This is a genomic window from Streptomyces sp. NPDC012769, assembly GCF_042901205.1.
In the GTDB taxonomy this organism is placed as follows: domain Bacteria; phylum Actinomycetota; class Actinomycetes; order Streptomycetales; family Streptomycetaceae; genus Streptomyces.
This window is the reverse complement of the sequence record NZ_JBIBCP010000001.1, coordinates 1,448,028-1,468,927: the sequence shown is the minus strand read 5'-3', so window position 1 is coordinate 1,468,927 and position 20,900 is coordinate 1,448,028. Positions and strand designations below refer to the sequence as shown.

At 71.3% G+C, this 20,900-nt stretch carries 19 protein-coding genes; 11 read left to right on the top strand and 8 right to left on the bottom strand.

Annotated elements, in window-relative coordinates:
• The first annotated feature begins 77 nt into the window (after positions 1-77).
• Complete coding sequence (locus tag ACFY7C_RS06605) at positions 78-1,805, top strand: AMP-binding protein (protein ID WP_389644679.1); 1,728 nt, start codon at positions 78-80, stop codon at positions 1,803-1,805.
• Positions 1,802-3,451 (top strand): AMP-binding protein, encoded by a 1,650-nt coding sequence (locus ACFY7C_RS06600; RefSeq protein ID WP_389644677.1) that lies wholly within the window; start codon positions 1,802-1,804, stop codon positions 3,449-3,451. The genes ACFY7C_RS06605 and ACFY7C_RS06600 overlap by 4 nt, the downstream gene beginning before the upstream one ends.
• A gap of 12 nt (positions 3,452-3,463) precedes the next feature.
• Here the strand turns inward: ACFY7C_RS06600 and ACFY7C_RS06595 are convergent, their stop codons facing one another.
• The 3 genes from ACFY7C_RS06595 to ACFY7C_RS06585 form a co-directional block, all read right to left on the bottom strand.
• The gene (locus ACFY7C_RS06595; protein WP_389644675.1) at positions 3,464-3,985 is read right to left on the bottom strand and encodes a GNAT family N-acetyltransferase; all 522 of its coding nucleotides are present in this window, start codon (positions 3,983-3,985) and stop codon (positions 3,464-3,466) included.
• A 115-nt stretch (positions 3,986-4,100) separates the two neighbouring features.
• Positions 4,101-4,886 (bottom strand): TIGR04222 domain-containing membrane protein, encoded by a 786-nt coding sequence (locus tag ACFY7C_RS06590; RefSeq protein WP_389646020.1) that lies wholly within the window; start codon positions 4,884-4,886, stop codon positions 4,101-4,103.
• Between the two features lie 75 nt (positions 4,887-4,961).
• Positions 4,962-6,014, bottom strand: a complete 1,053-nt coding sequence (locus ACFY7C_RS06585) for a hypothetical protein (RefSeq protein WP_389644672.1) — start codon at positions 6,012-6,014, stop codon at positions 4,962-4,964.
• A 225-nt stretch (positions 6,015-6,239) separates the two neighbouring features.
• Here ACFY7C_RS06585 and gcl point away from each other — a divergent pair, with 225 nt between their 5' ends.
• Positions 6,240-8,018, top strand: coding sequence for a glyoxylate carboligase (gene gcl / locus ACFY7C_RS06580; protein WP_389646018.1), 1,779 nt, complete (start codon positions 6,240-6,242; stop codon positions 8,016-8,018).
• A gap of 33 nt (positions 8,019-8,051) precedes the next feature.
• Here gcl and ACFY7C_RS06575 read toward each other — a convergent pair whose 3' ends face one another.
• Positions 8,052-9,092 carry an ArsR/SmtB family transcription factor gene (locus ACFY7C_RS06575; RefSeq protein WP_389644669.1) on the bottom strand — a complete coding sequence of 347 codons (1,041 nt, stop codon included), beginning with the start codon at positions 9,090-9,092 and terminating at the stop codon, positions 8,052-8,054.
• Between the two features lie 111 nt (positions 9,093-9,203).
• Here ACFY7C_RS06575 and ACFY7C_RS06570 point away from each other — a divergent pair, with 111 nt between their 5' ends.
• Positions 9,204-10,406, top strand: a complete 1,203-nt coding sequence (locus ACFY7C_RS06570; protein ID WP_389644667.1) for an MFS transporter — start codon at positions 9,204-9,206, stop codon at positions 10,404-10,406.
• On the opposite strand, the gene ACFY7C_RS06565 is transcribed toward ACFY7C_RS06570, so the two are convergent.
• The 4 genes from ACFY7C_RS06565 to ACFY7C_RS06550 all read right to left on the bottom strand — a co-directional run bounded on the left by ACFY7C_RS06565 (position 10,342) and on the right by ACFY7C_RS06550 (position 14,961).
• Entirely contained in the window at positions 10,342-11,016 is a 675-nt protein-coding gene (locus tag ACFY7C_RS06565; RefSeq protein ID WP_389644664.1) for a DUF1524 domain-containing protein, read from the bottom strand. The genes ACFY7C_RS06570 and ACFY7C_RS06565 overlap by 65 nt on opposite strands.
• A 505-nt stretch (positions 11,017-11,521) precedes the next feature.
• Positions 11,522-12,979: a catalase gene (locus ACFY7C_RS06560; protein ID WP_389644661.1), complete on the bottom strand. Its 1,458-nt coding sequence runs from the start codon at positions 12,977-12,979 to the stop codon at positions 11,522-11,524.
• A 191-nt stretch (positions 12,980-13,170) separates the two neighbouring features.
• Positions 13,171-14,061: a 2-hydroxy-3-oxopropionate reductase gene (locus ACFY7C_RS06555; protein WP_389644659.1), complete on the bottom strand. Its 891-nt coding sequence runs from the start codon at positions 14,059-14,061 to the stop codon at positions 13,171-13,173.
• 66 nt (positions 14,062-14,127) lie between these two features.
• Entirely contained in the window at positions 14,128-14,961 is an 834-nt protein-coding gene (locus ACFY7C_RS06550) for a TIM barrel protein (protein ID WP_389644657.1), read from the bottom strand.
• Positions 14,962-15,102: 141 nt separating this feature from the next.
• Here ACFY7C_RS06550 and ACFY7C_RS06545 point away from each other — a divergent pair, with 141 nt between their 5' ends.
• The 7 genes from ACFY7C_RS06545 to ACFY7C_RS06515 all read left to right on the top strand — a co-directional run bounded on the left by ACFY7C_RS06545 (position 15,103) and on the right by ACFY7C_RS06515 (position 20,687).
• Positions 15,103-15,378, top strand: coding sequence for a hypothetical protein (locus ACFY7C_RS06545; protein ID WP_389646015.1), 276 nt, complete (start codon positions 15,103-15,105; stop codon positions 15,376-15,378).
• A 44-nt stretch (positions 15,379-15,422) separates the two neighbouring features.
• On the top strand, positions 15,423-15,761 hold the full coding sequence (locus ACFY7C_RS06540; protein ID WP_389646012.1) for a helix-turn-helix domain-containing protein: 339 nt from the start codon (positions 15,423-15,425) through the stop codon (positions 15,759-15,761).
• A gap of 155 nt (positions 15,762-15,916) precedes the next feature.
• The gene (gene uraD / locus ACFY7C_RS06535) at positions 15,917-16,432 is read left to right on the top strand and encodes a 2-oxo-4-hydroxy-4-carboxy-5-ureidoimidazoline decarboxylase (RefSeq protein WP_389644654.1); all 516 of its coding nucleotides are present in this window, start codon (positions 15,917-15,919) and stop codon (positions 16,430-16,432) included.
• The gene (uraH, locus tag ACFY7C_RS06530) at positions 16,432-16,839 is read left to right on the top strand and encodes a hydroxyisourate hydrolase (protein WP_389644651.1); all 408 of its coding nucleotides are present in this window, start codon (positions 16,432-16,434) and stop codon (positions 16,837-16,839) included. The genes uraD and uraH overlap by 1 nt, the downstream gene beginning before the upstream one ends.
• A gap of 5 nt (positions 16,840-16,844) precedes the next feature.
• Entirely contained in the window at positions 16,845-17,768 is a 924-nt protein-coding gene (pucL, locus tag ACFY7C_RS06525) for a factor-independent urate hydroxylase (protein ID WP_389644648.1), read from the top strand.
• A 72-nt stretch (positions 17,769-17,840) separates the two neighbouring features.
• The gene (locus ACFY7C_RS06520) at positions 17,841-19,247 is read left to right on the top strand and encodes a nucleobase:cation symporter-2 family protein (RefSeq protein ID WP_389644646.1); all 1,407 of its coding nucleotides are present in this window, start codon (positions 17,841-17,843) and stop codon (positions 19,245-19,247) included.
• A gap of 48 nt (positions 19,248-19,295) precedes the next feature.
• The gene (locus ACFY7C_RS06515) at positions 19,296-20,687 is read left to right on the top strand and encodes an 8-oxoguanine deaminase (RefSeq protein ID WP_389644643.1); all 1,392 of its coding nucleotides are present in this window, start codon (positions 19,296-19,298) and stop codon (positions 20,685-20,687) included.
• Positions 20,688-20,900: the final 213 nt, after the last annotated feature.

Sequence of the window (20,900 nt, the reverse complement as noted above, 5' to 3'; positions counted from 1 at the left end):
ACCCCCGAACGGGGGTAGTGAGACCTGGGTCACTGATTACACGATGTGCGGGACGGGTCCCGCAACGAGGAGGACACATGACGGCAACCAGCGCGGCGCGGCCGACGGAGGCGACGGAGCGGTTCCGGGCCGCCCGCGACTTCCTGCTGCGGCACCGGGAGGACTACGAGACGGCGTACGAGGGCTTCGTCTGGCCCCGTCCCGAGCGGTTCAACTGGGCGCTCGAATGGTTCGACGTCATCGCCGCCGGCAACGACCGCACCGCTCTGCACATCGTCGAGGAGGACGGCCGCGAGGCCAGGCTGAGCTTCGCCGAGATGTCCGCCCGGTCCAATCGGGTCGCCAACTGGCTGCGGGCGCAGGGCGTGCGGGCCGGCGACCGGTTGATCGTCATGCTCGGCAACCAGGTCGAGCTGTGGGAGACCATGCTCGCCGCGATGAAGCTGCGTGCCGTCGTCATCCCCGCCACCCCGCTCCTCGGCCCCGCCGACCTGCGCGACCGGGTGGACCGCGGCAGGGCCCGCCATGTCCTCGTACGTGCCGAGGACCGCGCCAAGTTCGACGACGTCCCCGGGGACTACACGCGGATCGCGGTCGGCGGCGATGCCGACGGTGCCGGCGGGGTCGGTGGCGACGGGGCGGGCTGGCTCGGCTACGAGGACGCCTACGCCGGGTCCGCCGTCTTCGAGCCGGACGGCGACACCTTCGCCGACGACACCCTGATGCTCTACTTCACCTCCGGCACCACCGCCCGCCCCAAGCTCGTCGAGCACACCCACACCTCGTACCCCATCGGGCACCTCGCGACGATGTACTGGATCGGCCTCAGGCCCGGCGACGTGCATCTGAACATCTCCTCGCCCGGCTGGGCCAAGCACGCCTGGTCCAATCTCTTCGCGCCGTGGAACGCCGAGGCGACCGTCTTCATCCACAACTACAGCCGCTTCGACCCGGCCCGTCTGATGACCGAGATGGCGAAGCACGGCGTCACCGGCTTCTGCGCCCCGCCCACCGTGTGGCGCATGCTGATCCAGGCCGACCTCGGTCAGCTGACGACCCCGCCCCGTGAGGTCGTCGCCGCCGGTGAACCGCTCAACCCCGAGGTCATCGAGGCCGTCCGCCGCGCCTGGGGCGTCACCATCCGGGACGGCTTCGGCCAGACCGAGACCGCCGTGCAGGTGTCCAACAGTCCGGGGCAGCGGCTCAAGGAGGGGTCGATGGGCCGGCCGAGCCCCGGCTTCCGGGTCACCCTGGTCGATCCGGTCAGCGGCAGCCCGGACGTCGAGGAGGGCGAGATCTGCCTCGACCTCTCCGCCCGCCCGGTGGGCCTGATGACCGGCTACCACGGCGACCCGGAGCGTACGGCCGAGGCGATGGCCGACGGCTACTACCGCACCGGCGACATCGGGGCGCGCGACGCCGACGGCTACATCACCTACATCGGCCGGGCCGATGACGTCTTCAAGGCCAGTGACTACAAGATCAGCCCCTTCGAGCTGGAGAGCGCGCTCCTCGAACACGAGGCCGTCGCCGAGGCCGCCGTCGTCCCCGCCCCCGACCCGCTGCGGCTCGCCGTCCCGAAGGCGTACGTCGTCCTCGCCGCGGGCTGGGAGCCGGACGCCGCCACCGCGAAGGCGCTCTTCGCGCACTCGCGCGAGGTCCTCGCCCCGTACAAGCGGATCCGTCGCATCGAGTTCGCCGAACTGCCGAAGACGGTCTCCGGCAAGATCCGCCGGGTCGAACTGCGCAGGCTCACCGCGGACGGGAACACCGGCACCGAGTACACCGAGGGGGACCTCGCATGAGCGACATCGCCGTTCTCAGCTACGCGCACGGGGTGTCGGACACCCCCCTCCTCGGCGACACCATCGGTGCCGATCTCGACCGGGCCGTCGCCACCTGGCCGGAGCGCGAGGCGCTGGTCGACCTCCCCACCGGGCGCCGCTGGACGTACGCCGCGTTCGGCGCCGACGTCGACCGGCTCGCGGACGCGCTGCTCGGCAGCGGCGTCGCGAAGGGCGACCGCGTCGGCATCTGGGCGGTCAACTGCGCCGAGTGGGTACTCGTCCAGTACGCCACCGCCCGCATCGGCGCCATCATGGTCAACATCAACCCGGCCTACCGCGCACACGAGTTGGAGTACGTGCTCCAGCAGGCGGGCGTCTCGCTGCTCTTCGCCTCCCTCACGCACAAGACCAGCGACTACCGGGCGATGGTCGAGCAGGTGCGCGGCGCGTGCCCGCGGTTGCGGGAGGCCGTCTACTTCGGCGACGCGAGCTGGGACCGACTCCTGGCGCGCCGGGCGCCGGAGGGCGTCCGGCCGGCGCCGCTGTCCTGCGACGAGCCGGTCAACATCCAGTACACCTCGGGGACCACCGGGTTCCCGAAGGGCGCCACCCTCTCCCACCACAACATCCTCAACAACGGGTATTTCGTGGGGGAGATGATCGCCTACAGCGAGCAGGACCGGGTCTGCGTCCCGGTGCCCTTCTACCACTGCTTCGGCATGGTGATGGGCAACCTCGCCGCCACCTCGCACGGCGCCTGCATCGTGATCCCCGCCCCGTCCTTCGACCCGGCCGCCACCCTCCGGGCCGTGCAGGAGGAGCGCTGTACGTCCCTGTACGGGGTGCCGACGATGTTCATCGCCGAGCTCAACCTGCCCGACTTCGCGTCCTACGACCTCTCCAGCCTCCGCACCGGCATCATGGCGGGCTCGCCGTGCCCGGTCGAGGTGATGAAGCGGGTGGTCGCCGAGATGAACATGGCCGAGGTGTCCATCTGTTACGGGATGACGGAGACCTCGCCCGTCTCCACCCAGACCCGGCGCGACGACGACCTGGAGCGGCGCACCGGTACGGTCGGCCGGGTCATGCCGCACGTCGAGGTGAAGATCGTCGACCCGGCGACCGGCCTCACCGTCCCGCGGGGCACCGCGGGCGAGCTGTGCACCCGCGGCTACAGCGTGATGCTCGGCTACTGGGACCAGCCCGACAAGACCGCCGAGGCGATCGACGCGGGCCGCTGGATGCACACCGGCGACCTCGCCGTGATGCGCGAGGACGGCTACGTGCGGATCGTCGGCCGCATCAAGGACATGATCATCCGGGGCGGGGAGAACGTGTATCCGCGCGAGATCGAGGAGTTCCTGTACGGGCACGCCAAGATCGCCGACGTCCAGGTCGTCGGCGTGCCCGACGAGCGGTACGGCGAGGAGATCCTCGCCTGTGTCATCCCGCGCGACCCGGCCGACCCGCCGACCCTCGACGAGGTCACCGCCTTCTGCCGCGACCGCCTCGCGCACTACAAGATCCCGCGGCGGATGGAGATCCTGGCGGAGTTCCCGATGACGGTGAGCGGCAAGGTGCGGAAGGTGGAGCTGCGCGAGCGGTACGGGGCAGTGGGGACCGGGGCCGCGGCCGGGACCGGGACCGGGGCCGGGACCCCTTAGGAGCCGGCCCCCTTACGGCGTGGGCAGCTCGCGGCGCATGCAGACGCGGGGCCAGGCGGCCAGGCCGTGCGCCGCCTCGGCCCGGCTGATCGCCCGCAGCCCCTCGGTGAGCGCGGGGTCGTCCTCGCCGACGTGCCGGAACCCGAGCCGCGTGTAGTAGGGGGCGTTCCACGGGACCTCGGCGAAGGTCGTCAGGGTCAGCGCCGTCAGCCCCTGCTCCCGGGCGGCCGCCGCGAGGTGCTCGATCAGTGCCCGGCCGACGCCCCGGCGGGCGGCGTCCGGGTGCACGGAGACCTGCTCGATGTGGGCGGCGCCGTCCACGGCGTCCATGAGCAGATACGCCACGGGCCGGTCCTCCCCGTCCACCGCGACCCAGGCCCGTCCCGCCCCGCGATAGGCCTCCAGGACGTCCAGCGGCAGGGGCTCGTCGTCGGCGATCTCTTCCATCCCGAGGGGCCGGAAGGCCTCGCCGGCGGCGCGTTCGATGTCCTGGAGCAGGGGGAGTTCGGCCCGTGCGGCCACTCGGATGCGCATACGCCAGTATGGCGCGGCGCGGGTAGGGGCGGTGTCAGGGCCCGCGGTTTCCCGCGCGGGCCGGCCCTGTTCGCGACGACCCCCGAACCGCCCGTGGAGCGACGACGGCCGGCGCTCACTCCGGCATGCCGCCCGGGCAGGCGGACCCGTCCGGGTGCCGGCCGCGCCCGCCGGCGTAGCCCTCCTCGCCGGTGCGGCGACGGTCCAGGAGGCCGCCGTCGCGGGAGAAGTGCGGCAGGAAGAGGGCGAGTGCCGGGTCGCCGTACAGCGCCACGTACAGCAGCACGTCCCGTCCGTCGGTCACCGCCCGCCGGTGCGTGGGCAGCGGGTGGCGGGCGCGGAGGTTCGCGAGGAGCCGGTGGGCCGCGCGGGTCGTGGGCGGGACGCAGAACAGGGCCGCGGCGGCGAGGACCGGCACGGCGCCGACGGCGAGCGCCGGGCCGGAGAGGCCGGTCGCGACCAGGCCCGTGCCGATCGTGACCGGGACGCTCCCGAGCAGCAGCCGGGCCGCCCGCAGCCGTCCCGGCGGGCGCAGCAGGCCCCTGCTGCCGAGCTCCGCGCTCAGCGCGTCGAGGGCCTGGCGGGCCGTGGGGCGTGTGGCCAGGACCCGGAGGGCGAGCGCGCGCTGGAGCGAGCGGTGCACGCCGAGCTGGAGCGGGTCGTGAGTCCGGCCGGCCCCGCCGTTGGCGCGAATCGTGCCCCGGCGGCCCGCCGCCACCGCACCGCGCTGGTGCAGGGCGACCAGGGCCACGGTGACGGCCGCCCGCGGGCCGCCGCGCAGCAGCGCGAGCGCCTGCGGCGGCGGCTCGGGCCCCTCCTGGCTGCGGGTATGCAACAGCAGCGCAGCCAGACCCAGTTGACCGAACGCAACCCCCAGGAACCACCACATCCCCGTCGTCATGGTGTTCACCCCCCGAAGGTGTTGTGCCCGGGGGAGGGGCGATCGTCACATGCCGGATGGCCGAATTCCCTCGGCTTACGGCGCTCCGGTCGCGAGGAGTTCGCTCGCGGGGGCGTTGACGGGCTGCGGCGTGCCGGTGAGGTCGAGGACGAAGAGCGGGATGCCGAGGCCCTCGGCGCGCTCATGGGCCTCGGGGGTGTATCCGGCGAGGGAGAAGTAGACGCTCACCGCCGCACTGCTGAGACCGTTGAGCCACAGACACTCCACCGCCCGCAGCCCGGTGGGCCGCGTGCTCGGGTCCACCTGGGCGACGAGCCCGGGCGCCCGCAGGTCCACGGCCGAGGCCGACCGCTCCTCGGGCTGGACGACGTCCCGGAACCCCAGCCAGCGCAGATACCCGGCGGACGCGGCGACGGCGTCCCGCGTGGTGCGGATCGTGACGGGACGGAACGCGGAACGGGCGGCTTCGGGGCCGGGGCGCGCGGCCGTGGGTCGGGGCGGCGGCACGGGCGAGGGATGCCGCCGTACGAAGGAGGAGAGCGCGTCGGGACCGGGCGCGGGACCGGACGCGGAGGTCGGGGCCGGGTGGTGCGCGGCCGTCGCGTCCGTGCCGGGATCCGGGTCAGGGGCGGTTTCGAGGCTCTCGGGGGCGAGCGCCCCGGGCCCCTGATCGTCCCGCTCCGCGACGGCGTCCAGCCCCACGGCCGTCCCCGTCCCCGTCCCCATACCCGCGCCCGTTCCCGTTTCCGTACCCACGGGCTCCGGGCCGCCGGTCACGGGTCCGCCCGTCCCCGGACCTCCGCCGGAGCCACCGGACCCGCCGGACCCGCCGGAGCCACCGGACCCGCCCGTTCCGTCGGACCCGCCCGCTTCCCGTACCGGCATCCGCAGCACCGCTCCGCACGGGCAGCCGACCTCCGGATGGGGCCAGTCCGAGGCCCGGGCGCAGGCGGGGCAGTGGACGGTGACCCACTCGTCCGACCAGTTGCGGTGGGTGACGGGGGCGGCGGTGGCGCCGGCGATCACCGGGGGCGCGACCGGGGTGCCGCAGGAACAGGGGAAGGCGGGCGCCGCGTAGCGCAGCGTGCGAAGGCACTCCGGGCAGCGCACCTGTACCGACTCACCCACACCGAACCCCCTCTGCGTCGTGCGTCCCCATCGTCCACCAATCCGGTCGTCCGGGGGACCAACTTCGGCCATCACGTGCCCCGGCGTCCGCCGTCCCCCTCTGCGGACGTCTCTTGACGCCTCTCCACCCCCCGACCTACATTGCTTCCGTATAGCAGAACAGTACTTCCGCATTATGGAAACAAGCCGTCAAGGCCCCGAAGCAGGAGCACTCCCATGCCTCGTATGACCGCCGCCGCAGCGGCCGTTGAGATCCTCAAGCGCGAAGGCGTCACCAACGCGTTCGGTGTGCCCGGCGCGGCGATCAACCCCTTCTACCGTGAGCTCAAGAACGTCGGCGGGATCAGCCACACCCTGGCCCGCCACGTCGAGGGCGCGTCCCACATGGCCGAGGGCTTCACCCGGGCCAAGGCGGGCAACATCGGTGTCTGCATCGGTACCTCCGGCCCCGCCGGCACCGACATGATCACCGGCCTGTACTCCGCGATCGCCGACTCGATCCCGATCCTGTGCATCACGGGCCAGGCCCCGGTCTCGAAGCTCCACAAGGAGGACTTCCAGGCCGTCGACATCGCCACGATCGCCAAGCCGGTCACCAAGGCCGCGACGACCGTCCTGGAGGCCGCGCAGGTCCCCGGCGTCTTCCAGCAGGCCTTCCACCTCATGCGCTCCGGCCGCCCCGGCCCGGTCCTCATCGACCTGCCGATCGACGTCCAGCTGACCGAGATCGAGTTCGACCCGGAGACGTACCAGCCGCTGCCGGTCTACAAGCCGCAGGCCAGCCGCGCCCAGGCCGAGAAGGCCCTGAACTTCCTCCTGGAGTCCGAGCGCCCGCTGATCGTCGCCGGCGGCGGCATCATCAACGCCGACGCCACCGATCTGCTGGTCGAGTTCGCCGAGCTGACCGGCATCCCGGTCATCTCCACCCTCATGGGCTGGGGCACCATCCCGGACGACCACGAGCTCGCCGCCGGCATGGTCGGCGTCCAGACCGCGCACCGCTACGGCAACGCGACCTTCCTGGAGTCGGACCTCGTCCTCGGCATCGGCAACCGCTGGGCCAACCGCCACACGGGCTACAACCTGGAGGCGTACACCAAGGGCCGCAAGTTCGTCCACGTCGACATCGAGCCCACCCAGCTCGGCAAGATCTTCGCCCCCGACTTCGGCATCGCCTCCGACGCCAAGGTCGCGCTGGAGCTCTTCATCGAGGTCGCCAAGGAGCTCAAGGCCGCCGGCAAGCTGCCGGACTTCTCCGCCTGGGCCGCCTCCGCGCAGGAGCGCAAGGCCACCCTGCAGCGCCGTACGCACTTCGACGACATCCCGATGAAGCCGCAGCGCGTCTACGAGGAGATGAACAAGGCCTTCGGCCCGGAGACGCGCTACGTCACCACCATCGGTCTCTCCCAGATCGCGGCCGCGCAGTTCCTGCACGTCTACAAGCCGCGCCACTGGATCAACTGCGGCCAGGCCGGCCCGCTCGGCTGGACCATCCCCGCCGCGATCGGTGCCGCCACCGCCGACCCGGAGACCCCGGTCGTCGCCCTCTCCGGCGACTACGACTTCCAGTTCATGATCGAGGAGCTGGCGGTCGCCGCCCAGCACAAGGTCCCCTACGTCCACGTCCTCGTGAACAACGCCTACCTCGGTCTGATCCGTCAGGCGCAGGGCGGTCTCGGCATCAACTTCGAGGTCAACCTCGAGTTCGAGAACATCAACACCCCGGAGATCGGCGTCTACGGCGTCGACCACGTCAAGGTCGCCGAGGGCCTCGGCGTCAAGGCGATCCGCGTCGAGGACCCGAACAAGCTGGGCGAGGCGCTGGAGCAGGCCAAGAAGATGGCCGTCGAGTTCCAGGTCCCGGTCGTCGTCGAGGCGATCCTGGAGCGCATCACCAACATCGCGATGAGCAAGACGGTCGACATGAGCGACGTCACCGAGTTCGAGGAGCTCGCGACCGAGCCCGGCCACGCGCCCACCGCGATCAAGGCCCTGCAGGTCTGACCGTACGGGTCACGACCCGACGGCCGTGACCCGTCAGCGGGTCGACCAGGCCCCCGCCCCGAGGAGCACCGGGGCGGGGGCCTCACCGTTCGCGCGCCCGTACGAGAACGGCGCCCGTACGAGAACGGCGCCCGCCTCCGTCCAGTCGTACAGCACCGACCGCCCCGCCCGCCTCCGCCGGACGAGACCGGCGTCGAGGAGCACCTTCAGGTGCCGCCCCACCGAACCGAGGCCCTGCCCGGTCAGCGCCACCAACTGGCTGGTGGACTTCGGTGATCCGAGCCGTACCAGGACGCCGGCGCGGGCCCGCCCGAGGAGCGCGCCCAGTGCCTCGGGCACCACCGGCCCGGCCGCGTCGGCCAGAACGCCCGCGCAGGGATAGACGATCGCGGACCGCTCCGTCCCCTCCCACGACGACCAGCCCCTGCCCGGTGTCACCGGGACGAACAGCAGCCTGCCGCCGTCGACCGAACGCGGCGGATAGTCACGGCTGTTGATCTGCAGCCGGCCGTCACCGAGCCAGCGCATCCTGCCCGGACACAGTTCGTCCAGCGCCGCGGCCCAGCCGCCCCGGCTCAACAGGGCCGTCCGCGCCACCACATCCGCCTCGATGATCCGCCTCCGGCGGGGCCACTCCGGCAGGACGGTCTCCCGCCACACCCACTCCAGAACCCCCGCCATGCGCCGCGGCAGATCCCGCCGCGACCGCAGGGGCTCCGGTACGGGCCCGCCGACGGCCACCTCCAACTGGGGTACGGCGCAGGACGGTTCCGCATCCCGTACCGCCACCAGCTCCTCCTCGAAGGTCGGCTCGCCCTCGCCCAGTGGTGTCGGCGTGAGGAAGTCGGCGTTCCAGGTGGGGCTGATCGCGGCCCGTACGAGCAGGGCGTCGAGCGGCTCGGCGGCGAGGCGTGCTCGGTACGCGGGCAGATGGCCGGCCAGCCAGGCACCTTCGCCCGGATGGGTGCCCGCCGCCGCGTGCAGGGTCAGGAGCGCGGCGACCGCCTCGGCCAGCGGCGACACCACGAACCGGCCGCGCGCCAGCGCGTCCGTACCGATGTGCCACCAGCCCATGGCCCCCCGCCCCCGTCCTCTGCCCCGTGGCCCCTGTCCCGCTCTCCGTCTTTCTTTCGTCTCCGTGCGAAACAATATCGGCGGCGCACGCCCTGCCCGAGACTCCGCCGCATGCCCCGTTACCGTGATCTCTTCCGCACGCCCGAGTTCACCCCGCTCTTCCTCAGCGGCTCCGCGTTGGCGGCGGCCCAGACCCTCGCCGGGCTCGGCCTCGCGACCCTCGTCTTCCGGGCGACCGGCTCCCCGCTGCTGTCCGCCCTCGCGATGTTCGGTCCGGCGCTCGCGCAGCTCCTCGGCGCCACCACCCTGCTCTCGGCCGCCGACCGGCTGCCGCCGCGCGCGGCGCTCACCGCCATCGCCCTCGTCTTCGCGGCCGGCACCGCGGCCCAGGCCGTCCCCGGCCTGCCGGTCGGTGCCGTCTTCGCGCTGCTCTTCCTCCAAGGGCTGGTCGGCTCCGTCGCCGGGGGAGTGCGCTACGGGCTGCTCACCGAGATCCTGCCGCGCGAACGGCTCCTGATCGGCCGCTCCGTGTTCAACATGGCCGTCGGCGTCTGCCAGATCCTCGGCTTCGCCACCGGCGGGCTGCTGATCGCGCTGCTCTCGCCGCGCGGCACCCTGCTGGCGGGTGCCCTGCTCTATCTGGCGGGCGCTCCGCTCGCCCGCTGGGGACTCTCCCGCCGTGCCCCGCGGGCGACCGGCCGGGCGTCGGCCGCCGAGACCTGGCGGACCAACGCCCTGCTGTGGTCCGCGCGGCCGCGCCGGCAGGCCTACCTCGCGCTGTGGGTCCCGAACGGGCTGATCGTCGGCTGTGAGTCGCTCTTCGTGCCGTACGACCCCGAGCGCGCCGGACTGCTGTTCGTGTGTGCGGCGCTCGGGATGCTGGCCGGGGACACCGTGGTCGGGCGGTTCGTGCCGGCGCGGTGGCGGGGCCGGCTCGCCTCGCCCCTTCAGGCGCTGCTCGCGGCCCCGTACCTGGTCTTCGCGTTCCGCCCCGGGCTTCCGCTCGCCCTGGCCGCGATCACGGTGTCCGCCGTCGGCTACAGCGCGAGTCTGCTGTTCCAGGAGCGGCTCACGGCCCTGGTCCCCGACGAGCTCAGCGGCCACGCGCTCGGCCTGCACGCCTCGGGCATGCTCGCGCTCCAGGGCGTGAGCGCCGCCCTCGCCGGGGCCGTCGCCCAGCTCACCTCGCCCGCGACGGCGATGACGGTGCTTGCGGCCGGCTCGCTCGTGGTGACGGTCGCGCTGCGGGTCAGCGAGGAGCCGCCGCGCGATACACGACCGTCTGCTCGCAGGGGCCGTCGGCGAACAGCTTGAGCGTCTCCATCTCGTCCTTGTCCGCGGTCAGGCCCCAGCGCAGCTTGGTGCCCACCCAGTCGCCCAGGTAGCGGCAGTGGTGGGCCTCGGCGGAGGGGAGCCAGTCGGCCGGCTCGCGGCCCGACCGGTCCTTCTGGCTGCGGGCGGTGACGGCGACGAGGGTGCCGGCCGCGCCCTGGTCGTTGGCGAACTTCTCGCGCCGGGCGGCGGTCCAGTCCGAGGCGCCCGACCCCCAGGCCTCGGCGAGGGGCACGAGGTGGTCGACGCGCAGGGCGGCGGGGTCGGTGACGGTCTGCCCGTCGTACGGGGAGGTCCAGCGGCCGCCCGTCATCGTGCACTTCGGGCCGAGCGCGGGCGCGTCCACGGCTTCGGCGAGGAGCACCTCGCCGCGGGTGTCGCAGCCGTCGGCCGGGTCGAGACCGGCGTTCCAGTGGCGGAAGGCCGACGCCTTGAATCCCGCGGGGACCTCGGTGTCCTCGGTGAGTTCGGCGAGGGCGTCGGGCAGGAGGACGACCGAGGCGGCATGGGCGGCGGGCGCGGGGCCGGGCGCGGCGAGCGGGGACAGGATCAGGGCGAGCGGGGTCAGGCCCCGCAACAGGTTCTTGATCATGTACGAGTGGATAGCGGCCGGCGGGCGCGCCGGTGGGCCGAATCGCGGTGGGCTCGCCCGAGCGGGTGTCGATGTTCACCGCAGAAACGATGCGCTGCGGCGGCCGCGCGGCCCGTACCCGAGGGAAGGTCCCGGGAAGCCCGTACACGAGGAAGAGCGCGGAACCAGGGACCGTAAACCTGGTTCCGCGCTCTCGTCTGGTGACCGCCCGACGGTGCGAGGCTGGCGCGACAGGACGTTCGCGCCGCCGGGCGGAGTTGGTGCCCCCTTCCGTGCGAGAAGGGGGGCGTTGGGACCGCGGTGGTGCCGACGGGCGCCGCGGCCGTCCCCTTCCTTCAGGTCAAGAAGGGGAACCCGCGGGCCCTTACCACCGCACTGGCTCGACGCCACCGCGGTCCTCACGCTGTCCGGTTCACCGACCACCCCTCATCCGGGCCGGCGATCCGGACCGCGTACGGACACTGACCTCCCGTCAGATACCGTACGCAGTCGGGGTGTCGGAGGATCAGTCCTCGCGCAGGGCGTGGACGGCCTCCTCGACGCGCCGGCCGTACTCGGGGTCGGCGGCGGCGAAGTGGGCGATGTTCTTCTCGATGATGTCCTCGCGGGAGACCTGGGACAGGCCGCCGGCGATGTTGGCGATCAGGCGGGCCTTCTCGTCCTCGGACATCAGGCGGTAGAGCTCACCGGCCTGGAAGAAGTCGTCGTCCTTGACGTGCTCCGGGGCCGCGTGGGTGCCGGTCCAGCCGTGGATGGCGAGCGGCGCGGAGAGCGGGACGTCGGTCTGGCGCGGACCGGAGTACGAGTTGGGCTCGTAGTTCTTGTCGTGGCGCGAGCCGTTGCGGGTGGCCATGAAGCCGTCGCGGCCGTAGTTGTCGGCCGTGGCCGCCTTCGGGGCGTTGACCGGCAGCTGGGTGTGGTTGACGCCGAGGCGGTAGCGGTGGGCGTCCGCGTAGGCGAAGAGGCGGCCCTGGAGCATCTTGTCCGGCGAGGGGCCGATGCCCGGGACGAAGTTGTTCGGGGAGAAGGCGGCCTGCTCGACCTCGGCGAAGACGTTGTCCGGGTTGCGGTCGAGGACCAGACGGCCCACGCGCTGCAGCGGGTAGTCCGCGTGCGGCCACACCTTGGTGAGGTCGAACGGGTTGAAGCGGTAGTCCGCGGCCTCGGCGGCCGGCATGATCTGGACGAAGAGGGTCCAGGACGGGGTCACACCGCGCTCGATGGACTGCAGCAGGTCGGTCTGGTGCGAGTTGGCGTCCTTGCCGACGAGCTCGGCGGCCTGCTCGGCGGAGAGGGAGCGGATGCCCTGGTTCGTCTTGAAGTGGTACTTGACGAAGAAGGCCTCGCCCGCCTCGTTGGTCCACTGGTAGGTGTGCGAGCCGTAGCCGTTCATGTGGCGGTACGAGGCGGGGATGCCGCGGTCGCCCATGAGCCAGGTGATCTGGTGGGTCGCCTCGGGGGCGTGCGCCCAGAAGTCCCAGACGTTGTCCGGCTCCTGCTTGCCCGTGAACGGGTCGCGCTTCTGGGAGTGGATGAAGTCGGGGAACTTGATCGGGTCCTTGATGAAGAACACCGGGGTGTTGTTGCCGACGAGGTCGTAGTTGCCCTCTTCGGTGTAGAACTTCACCGCGAAGCCGCGCGGGTCGCGGACCGCGTCCGCGCCGCCGAGCGAGTCGGCCACGGTGGAGAAGCGCAGGAACAGCTCGGTCTTCTTGCCGACCTCGGAGAGGAACGCGGCCTTGGTGTAGGCCGTGACGTCGTCGGTCACCTCGAAGAAGCCGTAAGCACCGGAACCACGGGCGTGCACCACGCGCTCCGGGATGCGCTCGCGGTTGAAGCGCGCGAGCTTCTCCAGCAGGTGCTGGTCCTGGAGCAGGATGGGGCCACCGACGCCGGCGGTGGCGGAGTTCTGGTTGTCGGCGACGGGGGCGCCGGACTCGGTCGTAAGCACGCGCTTCGACATGGTGACCTTCCGTGAGCTGCACTGCTGAGTGGTGGAGTGCTCTGGAGCGTAAGTACGCCCGCCGAACAACGTCAACAGTTTGTTGAAAACGAAGTTTGGTGTTCCGGGCGGCGGCGACGCCTGGGCGCGACAGGACAGGTGTCAGCGCCGCCGCCGCCCGGAAATCTGGGCCCCGTCGGACGGGGGGCGGGTCAGACCTGCTGGCCGGAGAGGCGCTCGACGGCGCGCAGCAGGGCCGAGTGGTCCAGGCCGCCGTCACCCTGGGCGCGCAGGGAGGCGACGAGCTGGGCGACCACGGCGCCGACCGGGAGGGCCGCGCCGACGTTGCGGGCGGCGTCGGTGACGATGCCCATGTCCTTGTGGTGCAGGTCGATCCGGAAGCCGGGCTTGAAGTCCCGGTTCAGGAAGTTGTCCTTCTTGCGGGTCAGGACCGTGGAGCCGGCCAGGCCGCCGTTGAGGACGTCGAGGGCGGCGTTCAGGTCCACGCCGGACTTCTCCAGGAAGACCACGGCCTCGGCGCACGCCTGGATGTTGACGGCCACGATGAGCTGGTTGGCCGCCTTCACCGTCTGGCCGGAGCCGTGCGGGCCGCACAGGACGATGGTCTTGCCGAGGGCCTCGAGGATCGGCAGGGCCGCGTCGAAGTCGGCCTGCTCGCCACCCACCATGATCGACAGGACGGCCTCGATGGCGCCGGCCTCGCCGCCGGAGACGGGGGCGTCGATGACGCGGATGCCCTTCTCCTTAGCGTTCTTCGCCAGGTCCACGGAGGTCTGCGGGGTGATCGACGACATGTCGATGATGAGGGCGCCCGACTTGGCGTTCTCCAGGATGCCCTCGGGGCCGTAGGCGATCGCCTCGACCTGCGGGGAGGCGGGCACCATCGTGATGATCACGTCGGCGTCCTTGACGGCCTCGGCGATCGAGCCGGCCGCGGTGCCGCCGGCCTTCGCCAGGCGGTCCAGCTTGTCCTGCTCGAGGGTGAAGCCGGTGACCGAGTAGCCGGCCTTGATCAGGTTCTCGGACATGGGGGAGCCCATGATGCCGAGGCCGATCCACGCGATGCTGGGGAGGTTGCTCATTGGGGAGGGTCCTTCTCTGAAGCTTCGTACGAAAAGGTCGGTGGTCGTCTGGCGGAACGCCTGGACTCAACTGGCCGCGCGGGCCTCTTCCGGCAACCATCCGAAGGAGGCGGCGGCGTCGGCGGCCTTGTACTCCAGGCCGACCCAGCCGTCGTAACCGGCCTTCTTCAGCTCGTCGAGGAGCTGCTCGAGCGGGAGCTCGCCGGTGCCCGGCGCGCCGCGACCCGGCATGTCGGCGATCTGGACGTGGCCGGTCTTGTCGGCGTAGCGACCGATGACCTCGCTGACGTTCTCGCCGTTCATCGACAGGTGGTAGATGTCGAGCAGGAACTTGGCGTTGCCGAGCCCGGTGGCCGCGTTGACCTTGTCGACGATCTCGATCGCGGAGGGCGCGCTCACCAGCGGGTAGAGCGGCGACTCCGGCTTGTTGAGGGTCTCGATCAGCAGGATCGCGCCGACCCGGTCGGCGGCGCGGGCCGCGAGCACCAGGTTCTCCAGGGCGAGCTCGTCCTGGACGGCCGGGTCCACGCCCTCGACGCGGTTGCCGTAGAGCGCGTTGAGCGCCTTGCAGCCCACCGAGGCGGCGAAGTCCGCGGCGACGTCGATGTTGGCCCGGAAGCGGTCCGACTCCTCACCGGGCACCGAGACCGCGCCGCGGTCCGGGCCGGGGAGCTGTCCGGCGTAGAAGTTCAGGCCCACCAGCTGGGTGCCGGCGTCCTCCAGAGCCTTCTTGAGGGCGTCGAGCTCGCTCTGGTCGGGGGTGGCGGTGTCGATCCAGGGCCACCACAGCTCGACCGCGGTGAAGCCCGCCGCGGCGGCGGCCGCGGGGCGCTCCAGGAGCGGGAGTTCCGTGAAGAGGATCGACAGGTTCACATCGAAGCGCTGGTCCGTGTATCCCATGAGGGGTCGGCGCTCCTTCCGTATTGCGGAAGTAACTTTCTGTCTGACGGAATGTTGCAAGCGGAGCGCCGCTCTTGTCAAGAGGTCCCCGCAGGTCCGGGGCTCCCGTAGCCGCCGAACGGCCCGTAGCGTGGGGGCATGGTGCGTTTGAGAGTGGAGTTCACGACCGAGCCGTTCGACCTCGACGAGGCCCCGGCGCACGCGGTCGTGGCTCGTGAGGTCATCCAGTCGGCCGAACTGGACGCGGTCGACGTGGGACCCTTCGGCAACACGGCGGAGGGGGGCGCGGACGAGGTGCTGACGGCGGTGGACGCGCTGCTGCGGCGGTCCCTGGCGGCCGGCGCCACCCGGGTCTCGCTCCAGGTCAACGTGATCGGCGCCGGTGGCGGCGACGTGACCGACGAGGGGGCGAAGTGACCGAGCATCCCCTGGTCGCCGCGGTGAAGCCGCTGGTCGACGCGATGGGCGCCGAGCTGCTCGGCCCGGAGCAGGCCGAGACGGACGACGTCGTCCTCGCCTGGGAGGGCGAGGACGTGCTCGCGGTGCGGCTGCCGCAGCTGTCCGAATCCCTCGACCACATTCTGGCCGCCATGGAACGGCGGCACGGGATGCCGCTCGCCGAGCTCGACCGCAAGAGCAAGCAGGAAGTGGTCCGGATCCTGGAGGCACGGGGTGCCTTCTCGGTTCGCCATGGGGTGGAGACGGTGGCCGGCGCCCTGGGGGTCAGCCGCTTCACCGTGTACAACTATCTGAACCGGGAGACCGCCCTGAACAGGGAAAAAGCCCCGAAGGACAGCTAGTTGATCAATCAGTACCGGAAGCCGTCGTCCAGATGTCGGGACGACGGCTTTTGTGTGGCCGAGTTTTCAACAAAGTGTTGACGTGGTGTTGCGGAGGGCGTTAGCTATCCGCAGCCCGTCCGACGCACAGCGAAAAACAGCCACGGAGGCTTCCCGTGACTTCAGGTACGACACCGGGCCTCACCCGGTTCAACACCTCGGCGGAGGGCGACGCCCTCGCCGCGCTCCACGAGGTGTGCTCCAGCTCGGCGTGGGGGAGCAAGATTCTCGCCCAGCGCCCGTTTGCCAGCGCCGAAGCCCTCTTCCTCGCCAGTGACGCCGCCATGGCCGAGCTCACCGCCGAGGACCTGGCCGAGGCGATGGCGGGCCACCCGCCGATCGGTCGTCCGAAGGCAGGGGACCCGACCTCCTCCCGCGAGCAGAGCGGGATGGCCGGCGCCTCCGAGGAGCTCAAGGCCGAGATGCTCGAACTCAACCTGGCCTACCAGGACAAGTTCGGTCATGTCTTCCTCATCTGCGCCACCGGCAGGACCGGCGAGCAGATGCGCGACGCCCTCCGGATCAGGATCGAGAACTCGCCCGAGCAGGAGCGGGAGATCGTCCGCACCGAACTGGGCAAGATCAACCGCATCCGTCTGACCCGTCTCGTAGAGACCGAGGAAGAGAACTGATGAGCACCGACACCACCGCCTCGGTGTCCACCCACATCCTGGACACCAGCGTCGGCCGGCCGGCCGAGGGCGTGGCCATCACGCTCGCGGCCCGCGCCGGCTCCGACGCCGACTGGGTCGCCCTGGGCGGATCCGCCACCGACGCGGACGGGCGCTGCAAGGACCTCCCGGCCCTGCCGGAGGGCACGACCCACGTACGGCTCGACTTCCAGACCGAGGCGTACTTCCTGAGCAAGCAGAACAAGCAAGCCGAGGCGCAGCAGGACGCCCCCGCGAATCGGGACAGTGGTGCTCCGGTCGCGTTCTTCCCGGAGGTGGCGATCACGTTCGCCGTCGTGCCGGGCGAGCACTACCACGTACCGCTGCTGCTCAACCCGTTCGGCTACTCCGTTTACCGAGGGAGCTAGCAGACATGCCCACGATTCTCGGCCAGAACCAGTACGGCAAAGCAGAGAACCGCGTCGTCAAGATCACCCGCGACGGCGCCACCCACCACATCAAGGACCTCAACGTCTCCGTCGCCCTCTCCGGTGACCTCGACGACGTCCACCTCACCGGCTCCAACGCCAACTGCCTCCCCACCGACACGACGAAGAACACCGTCTTCGCGTTCGCCAAGGAGTACGGCATCGAGTCCGCCGAGCAGTTCGGCATCCACCTCGCCCGCCACTTCGTGACGAGCCAGGAGCCGATCAAGCGGGCCCGGATCCGGATCGAGGAGTACGCCTGGGAGCGGATCGCCAGCTCCGACGCCAACTCCAAGTTCATCGGCTCGGACGAGGTCAACCACTCCTTCGCCCGCAAGGGCCAGGAGACCCGCGTTTCCCAGATCACCTACGACGGCGAGAAGTGGGAGGTCATCTCCGGCCTCAAGGACCTCGTCGTCATGAACTCCACCAACTCGGAGTTCTGGGGCTACATCAAGGACAAGTACACCACCCTCCAGGAGGCGTACGACCGCATCCTGGCCACCCAGGTGTCGGGCCGCTGGCGGTTCAACTGGACCGACGACGACCAGCGCATGCCCAACTGGGAGCGGTCCTACGAGCAGACCAAGAGGCACATGCTCGAGGCCTTCTCGGAGACGTACTCGTACTCGCTGCAGCAGACGCTCTACCAGATGGCCACGCGGATCATCAACCACCGCGCGGAGATCGACGAGGTCCGCTTCTCGCTGCCGAACAAGCACCACTTCCTGGTCGACCTCGAGCCCTTCGGCCTGAAGAACGACAACGAGGTCTACTACGCCGCCGACCGCATGTACGGCCTCATCGAGGCCACCGTCCTCCGGGACGGCGCCACGGCGCAGATCCCGGTCGACATGACCAACCTCTAAGCGGCACTGAGTCACCGGCCCCGCCCGCCCGCAGTCGGGCGGGGCCGGTGCACCAGACCGGAGGGAACCTCCATGGCACAGCCTGCACAGGGGCCGGCAACCGCCGAAGGCCCGTGTCCCACCCCGCCGTCCACCCCGGCCGCCTGCCACCCCGTGGACGAGAAGCTCCCGGCCTCGCGGCTCGTCCCCGCGGCACTCCAGCACATCGCCGCGATGTACGCCGGCGTCGTCACCCCTCCGCTCATCATCGGCCAGGCCGTCGGCCTGGACGCCGCCGGAATGACCCGGCTGATCGCCGCCAGCCTGCTCATCGCCGGCTGCGCCACCATCCTGCAGACCCTCGGCCTCGGCCGCTTCGCCGGAAACCGGCTGCCGTTCGTCAACGCCGCCTCCTCCGCCGGCATCGCGCCCATGCTGGCCATCGCCGAGACCAGCGCCCCCGGCCACCAGCTCCCCGCCATCTACGGCGCGGTCATGGTCGCCGGTGTGTTCTGCCTCGCCGTCGGCCCCTTCTTCGGCCGGCTCCTGCGCTTCTTCCCGCCCCTGGTCACCGGCGTCGTGATCACCCTCATCGGCGTCACCCTGATGCCCGTCCCCGTGGGCTGGGCCCAGGGCGGCGACAAGACCGCCGCCGACTTCGGTGCCACGAAGTACCTGGCGCTCGCCGCCTTCACCCTCGTCGTCATCCTGCTCTTCCAGCGCTTCGGCAAGGGATTCGTCAAGCAGATCGCCCTGCTGCTCGGCCTGTTCATCGGCACGCTCGCCGCGATCCCCTTCGGCATGGCGGACTTCACCGCCCTGCGCGAGGCGCCGGTCGCCGCGCTGCCCGCCCCCTTCGCCTTCGGCACCCCCGAGTTCCAGCCCGCGGCGATCCTCTCCCTGTGCATCGTGATGCTGGTCCTGATGACGGAGTCCAGCGCCGGCATGCTCGCCCTCGGCGAGATCTGCGAGCGGCGCAGCGACGGCCGGACCATCACCCGCGGCCTGCGCACCGACGGCATCGCCACCCTCCTCGGCCCCGTCTTCGGCGGCTTCCCCACCTCGGCCTTCGCCCAGAACGTCGGCGTCGTCTCGCTGACCCGGGTGCGCAGCCGGTACGTGGTCGCCGTCGCCGGCGGCGCCCTCCTGGTCCTCGGCGCCTTCCCGGTCCTCGGCGCGGTCGTCTCGCTCGTCCCGATGCCGGTCCTCGGCGGAGCGGGCATCGTCCTCTTCGGCTCCATCGCCGTCAGCGGCATCCGCACCCTGTCGGAAGCGGGCCTCGACGACAGCTCCAACATCATCCTGGTGGCCGTCGCCCTGGGAGCCGGCATCATCCCGCTCGCCGCTCCCACCTTCTACGCCGGATTCCCCGCCTGGGCGCAGACCGTGCTCGGCTCCGGCATCAGCGCGGGCGCGCTCGTCGCCGTCCTGCTGAACCTGTTCTTCCATCATCTCGGCACCCGGAGCCGTCACACGGCTCCGGCACTCAAATCCTCCTAGGGTCCTGCCGTGCCCGACCGTCTCCCCTGGAATGAAGGAAGCACCGCCATGGCAGCACCTTCGGCAGCCCCCCAGCGCATCGTCATCGAGAACGCGGCGATCGCGACCGTCGACGCGAACGACACCGAGTACGCCACCGGCTACCTGGTCGTCGCCGACAACAGGATCGAGTCCATCGGCGCCGGCAAGGCGCCCGAGGGCCTCGAGAACGTGGTCCGGCGGATCGACGCCACCGGCCATCTGATCACGCCGGGTCTGATCAACACCCACCACCACTTCTACCAGTGGATCACCCGGGGTCTCGCGACCGACCACAACCTCTTCAACTGGCTGGTCGCGCTCTACCCGACGTGGGCGCGGATCGACGAGCAGATGGTCCGCGTCGCCGCGCAGGGCTCCCTCGCCATGATGGCCCGCGGTGGTGTGACCACCGCGATGGACCACCACTACGTCTTCCCGAAGGGCTCCGGCGACCTGTCCGGCGCCATCATCGGCGCCGCCCGCGACATGGGCGTCCGCTTCACCCTCGCCCGCGGCTCCATGGACCGCAGCGAGAAGGACGGCGGCCTGCCGCCGGACTTCGCCGTCGAGACCACCGAGGGCGCGCTCGCCGCGACCGAGGAGACGGTGAAGAAGTTCCACGACGCCTCCTTCGACGCGATGACCCAGGTCGCCGTCGCCCCCTGCTCGCCCTTCTCCATCTCCACCGAGCTGCTGCGCGAGGGCGCCGCCCTCGGCCGCCGGCTCGGCGTGCGCATGCACACCCACGGCTCGGAGACCGTGGAGGAGGAGAAGTTCTGCCACGAGCTGTTCGGCATGGGCCCGACGGACTACTTCGAGTCCACCGGCTTCCTCGGCGAGGACGTGTGGATGGCGCACTGCGTCCACATGAACGACTCCGACATCGAGGCCTTCGCCCGCACCAAGACCGGCGTGGCCCACTGTCCGTCGTCCAACGCGCGCCTCGCCGCCGGCATCGCCCGCGTACCCGACATGCTCAAGGCGGGCGTGCCGGTCGGCCTCGGCGTCGACGGCACCGCCTCCAACGAGTCGGGCGAGCTCCACACCGAGCTGCGCAACGCCCTGCTGATCAACCGCCTCGGCGCCCACCGCGAGGCCGCGCTCAACGCCCGCCAGGCCCTGCGCCTCGGCACCTACGGCGGCGCGCAGGTCCTCGGCCGCGCCGACAGCATCGGCTCCCTGGAGCCGGGCAAGCTCGCCGACTTCGTCCTCTGGAAGATCGACGGCCTCGGCCACTCGTCGATCGCCGACCCGGTCACCGCCATCGTCTTCGGCGCGGCGGCCCCGGTCACCGCCTCCTTCGTCAACGGCAGGCAGATCGTCGAGAACAACCGACTGCTCACCGCCGACGAGGACGAGATCGCGCGCGACGCGCGCACGGAGGCCCAGCGCCTGGCCCGCATCGCGGCCCAGGCCTGATCCTCCCCAAGGAGTCCGACCGAGGGGGACGGCCCTCGGTCGGTCGCCGTGAACCCGAGCGGGGTGCACGGCAGCCGGGCCGGGGGGTGTACGTACGCACCAGTCGTACGGCACCCCCCGGAACGGTGAACCCACGTCCGCCACCCCACCGGACGTACCGTCACCGCGCCGCACCCCTCCGCCCGGCGCACCGCACCACCCGAGCAACGAGCC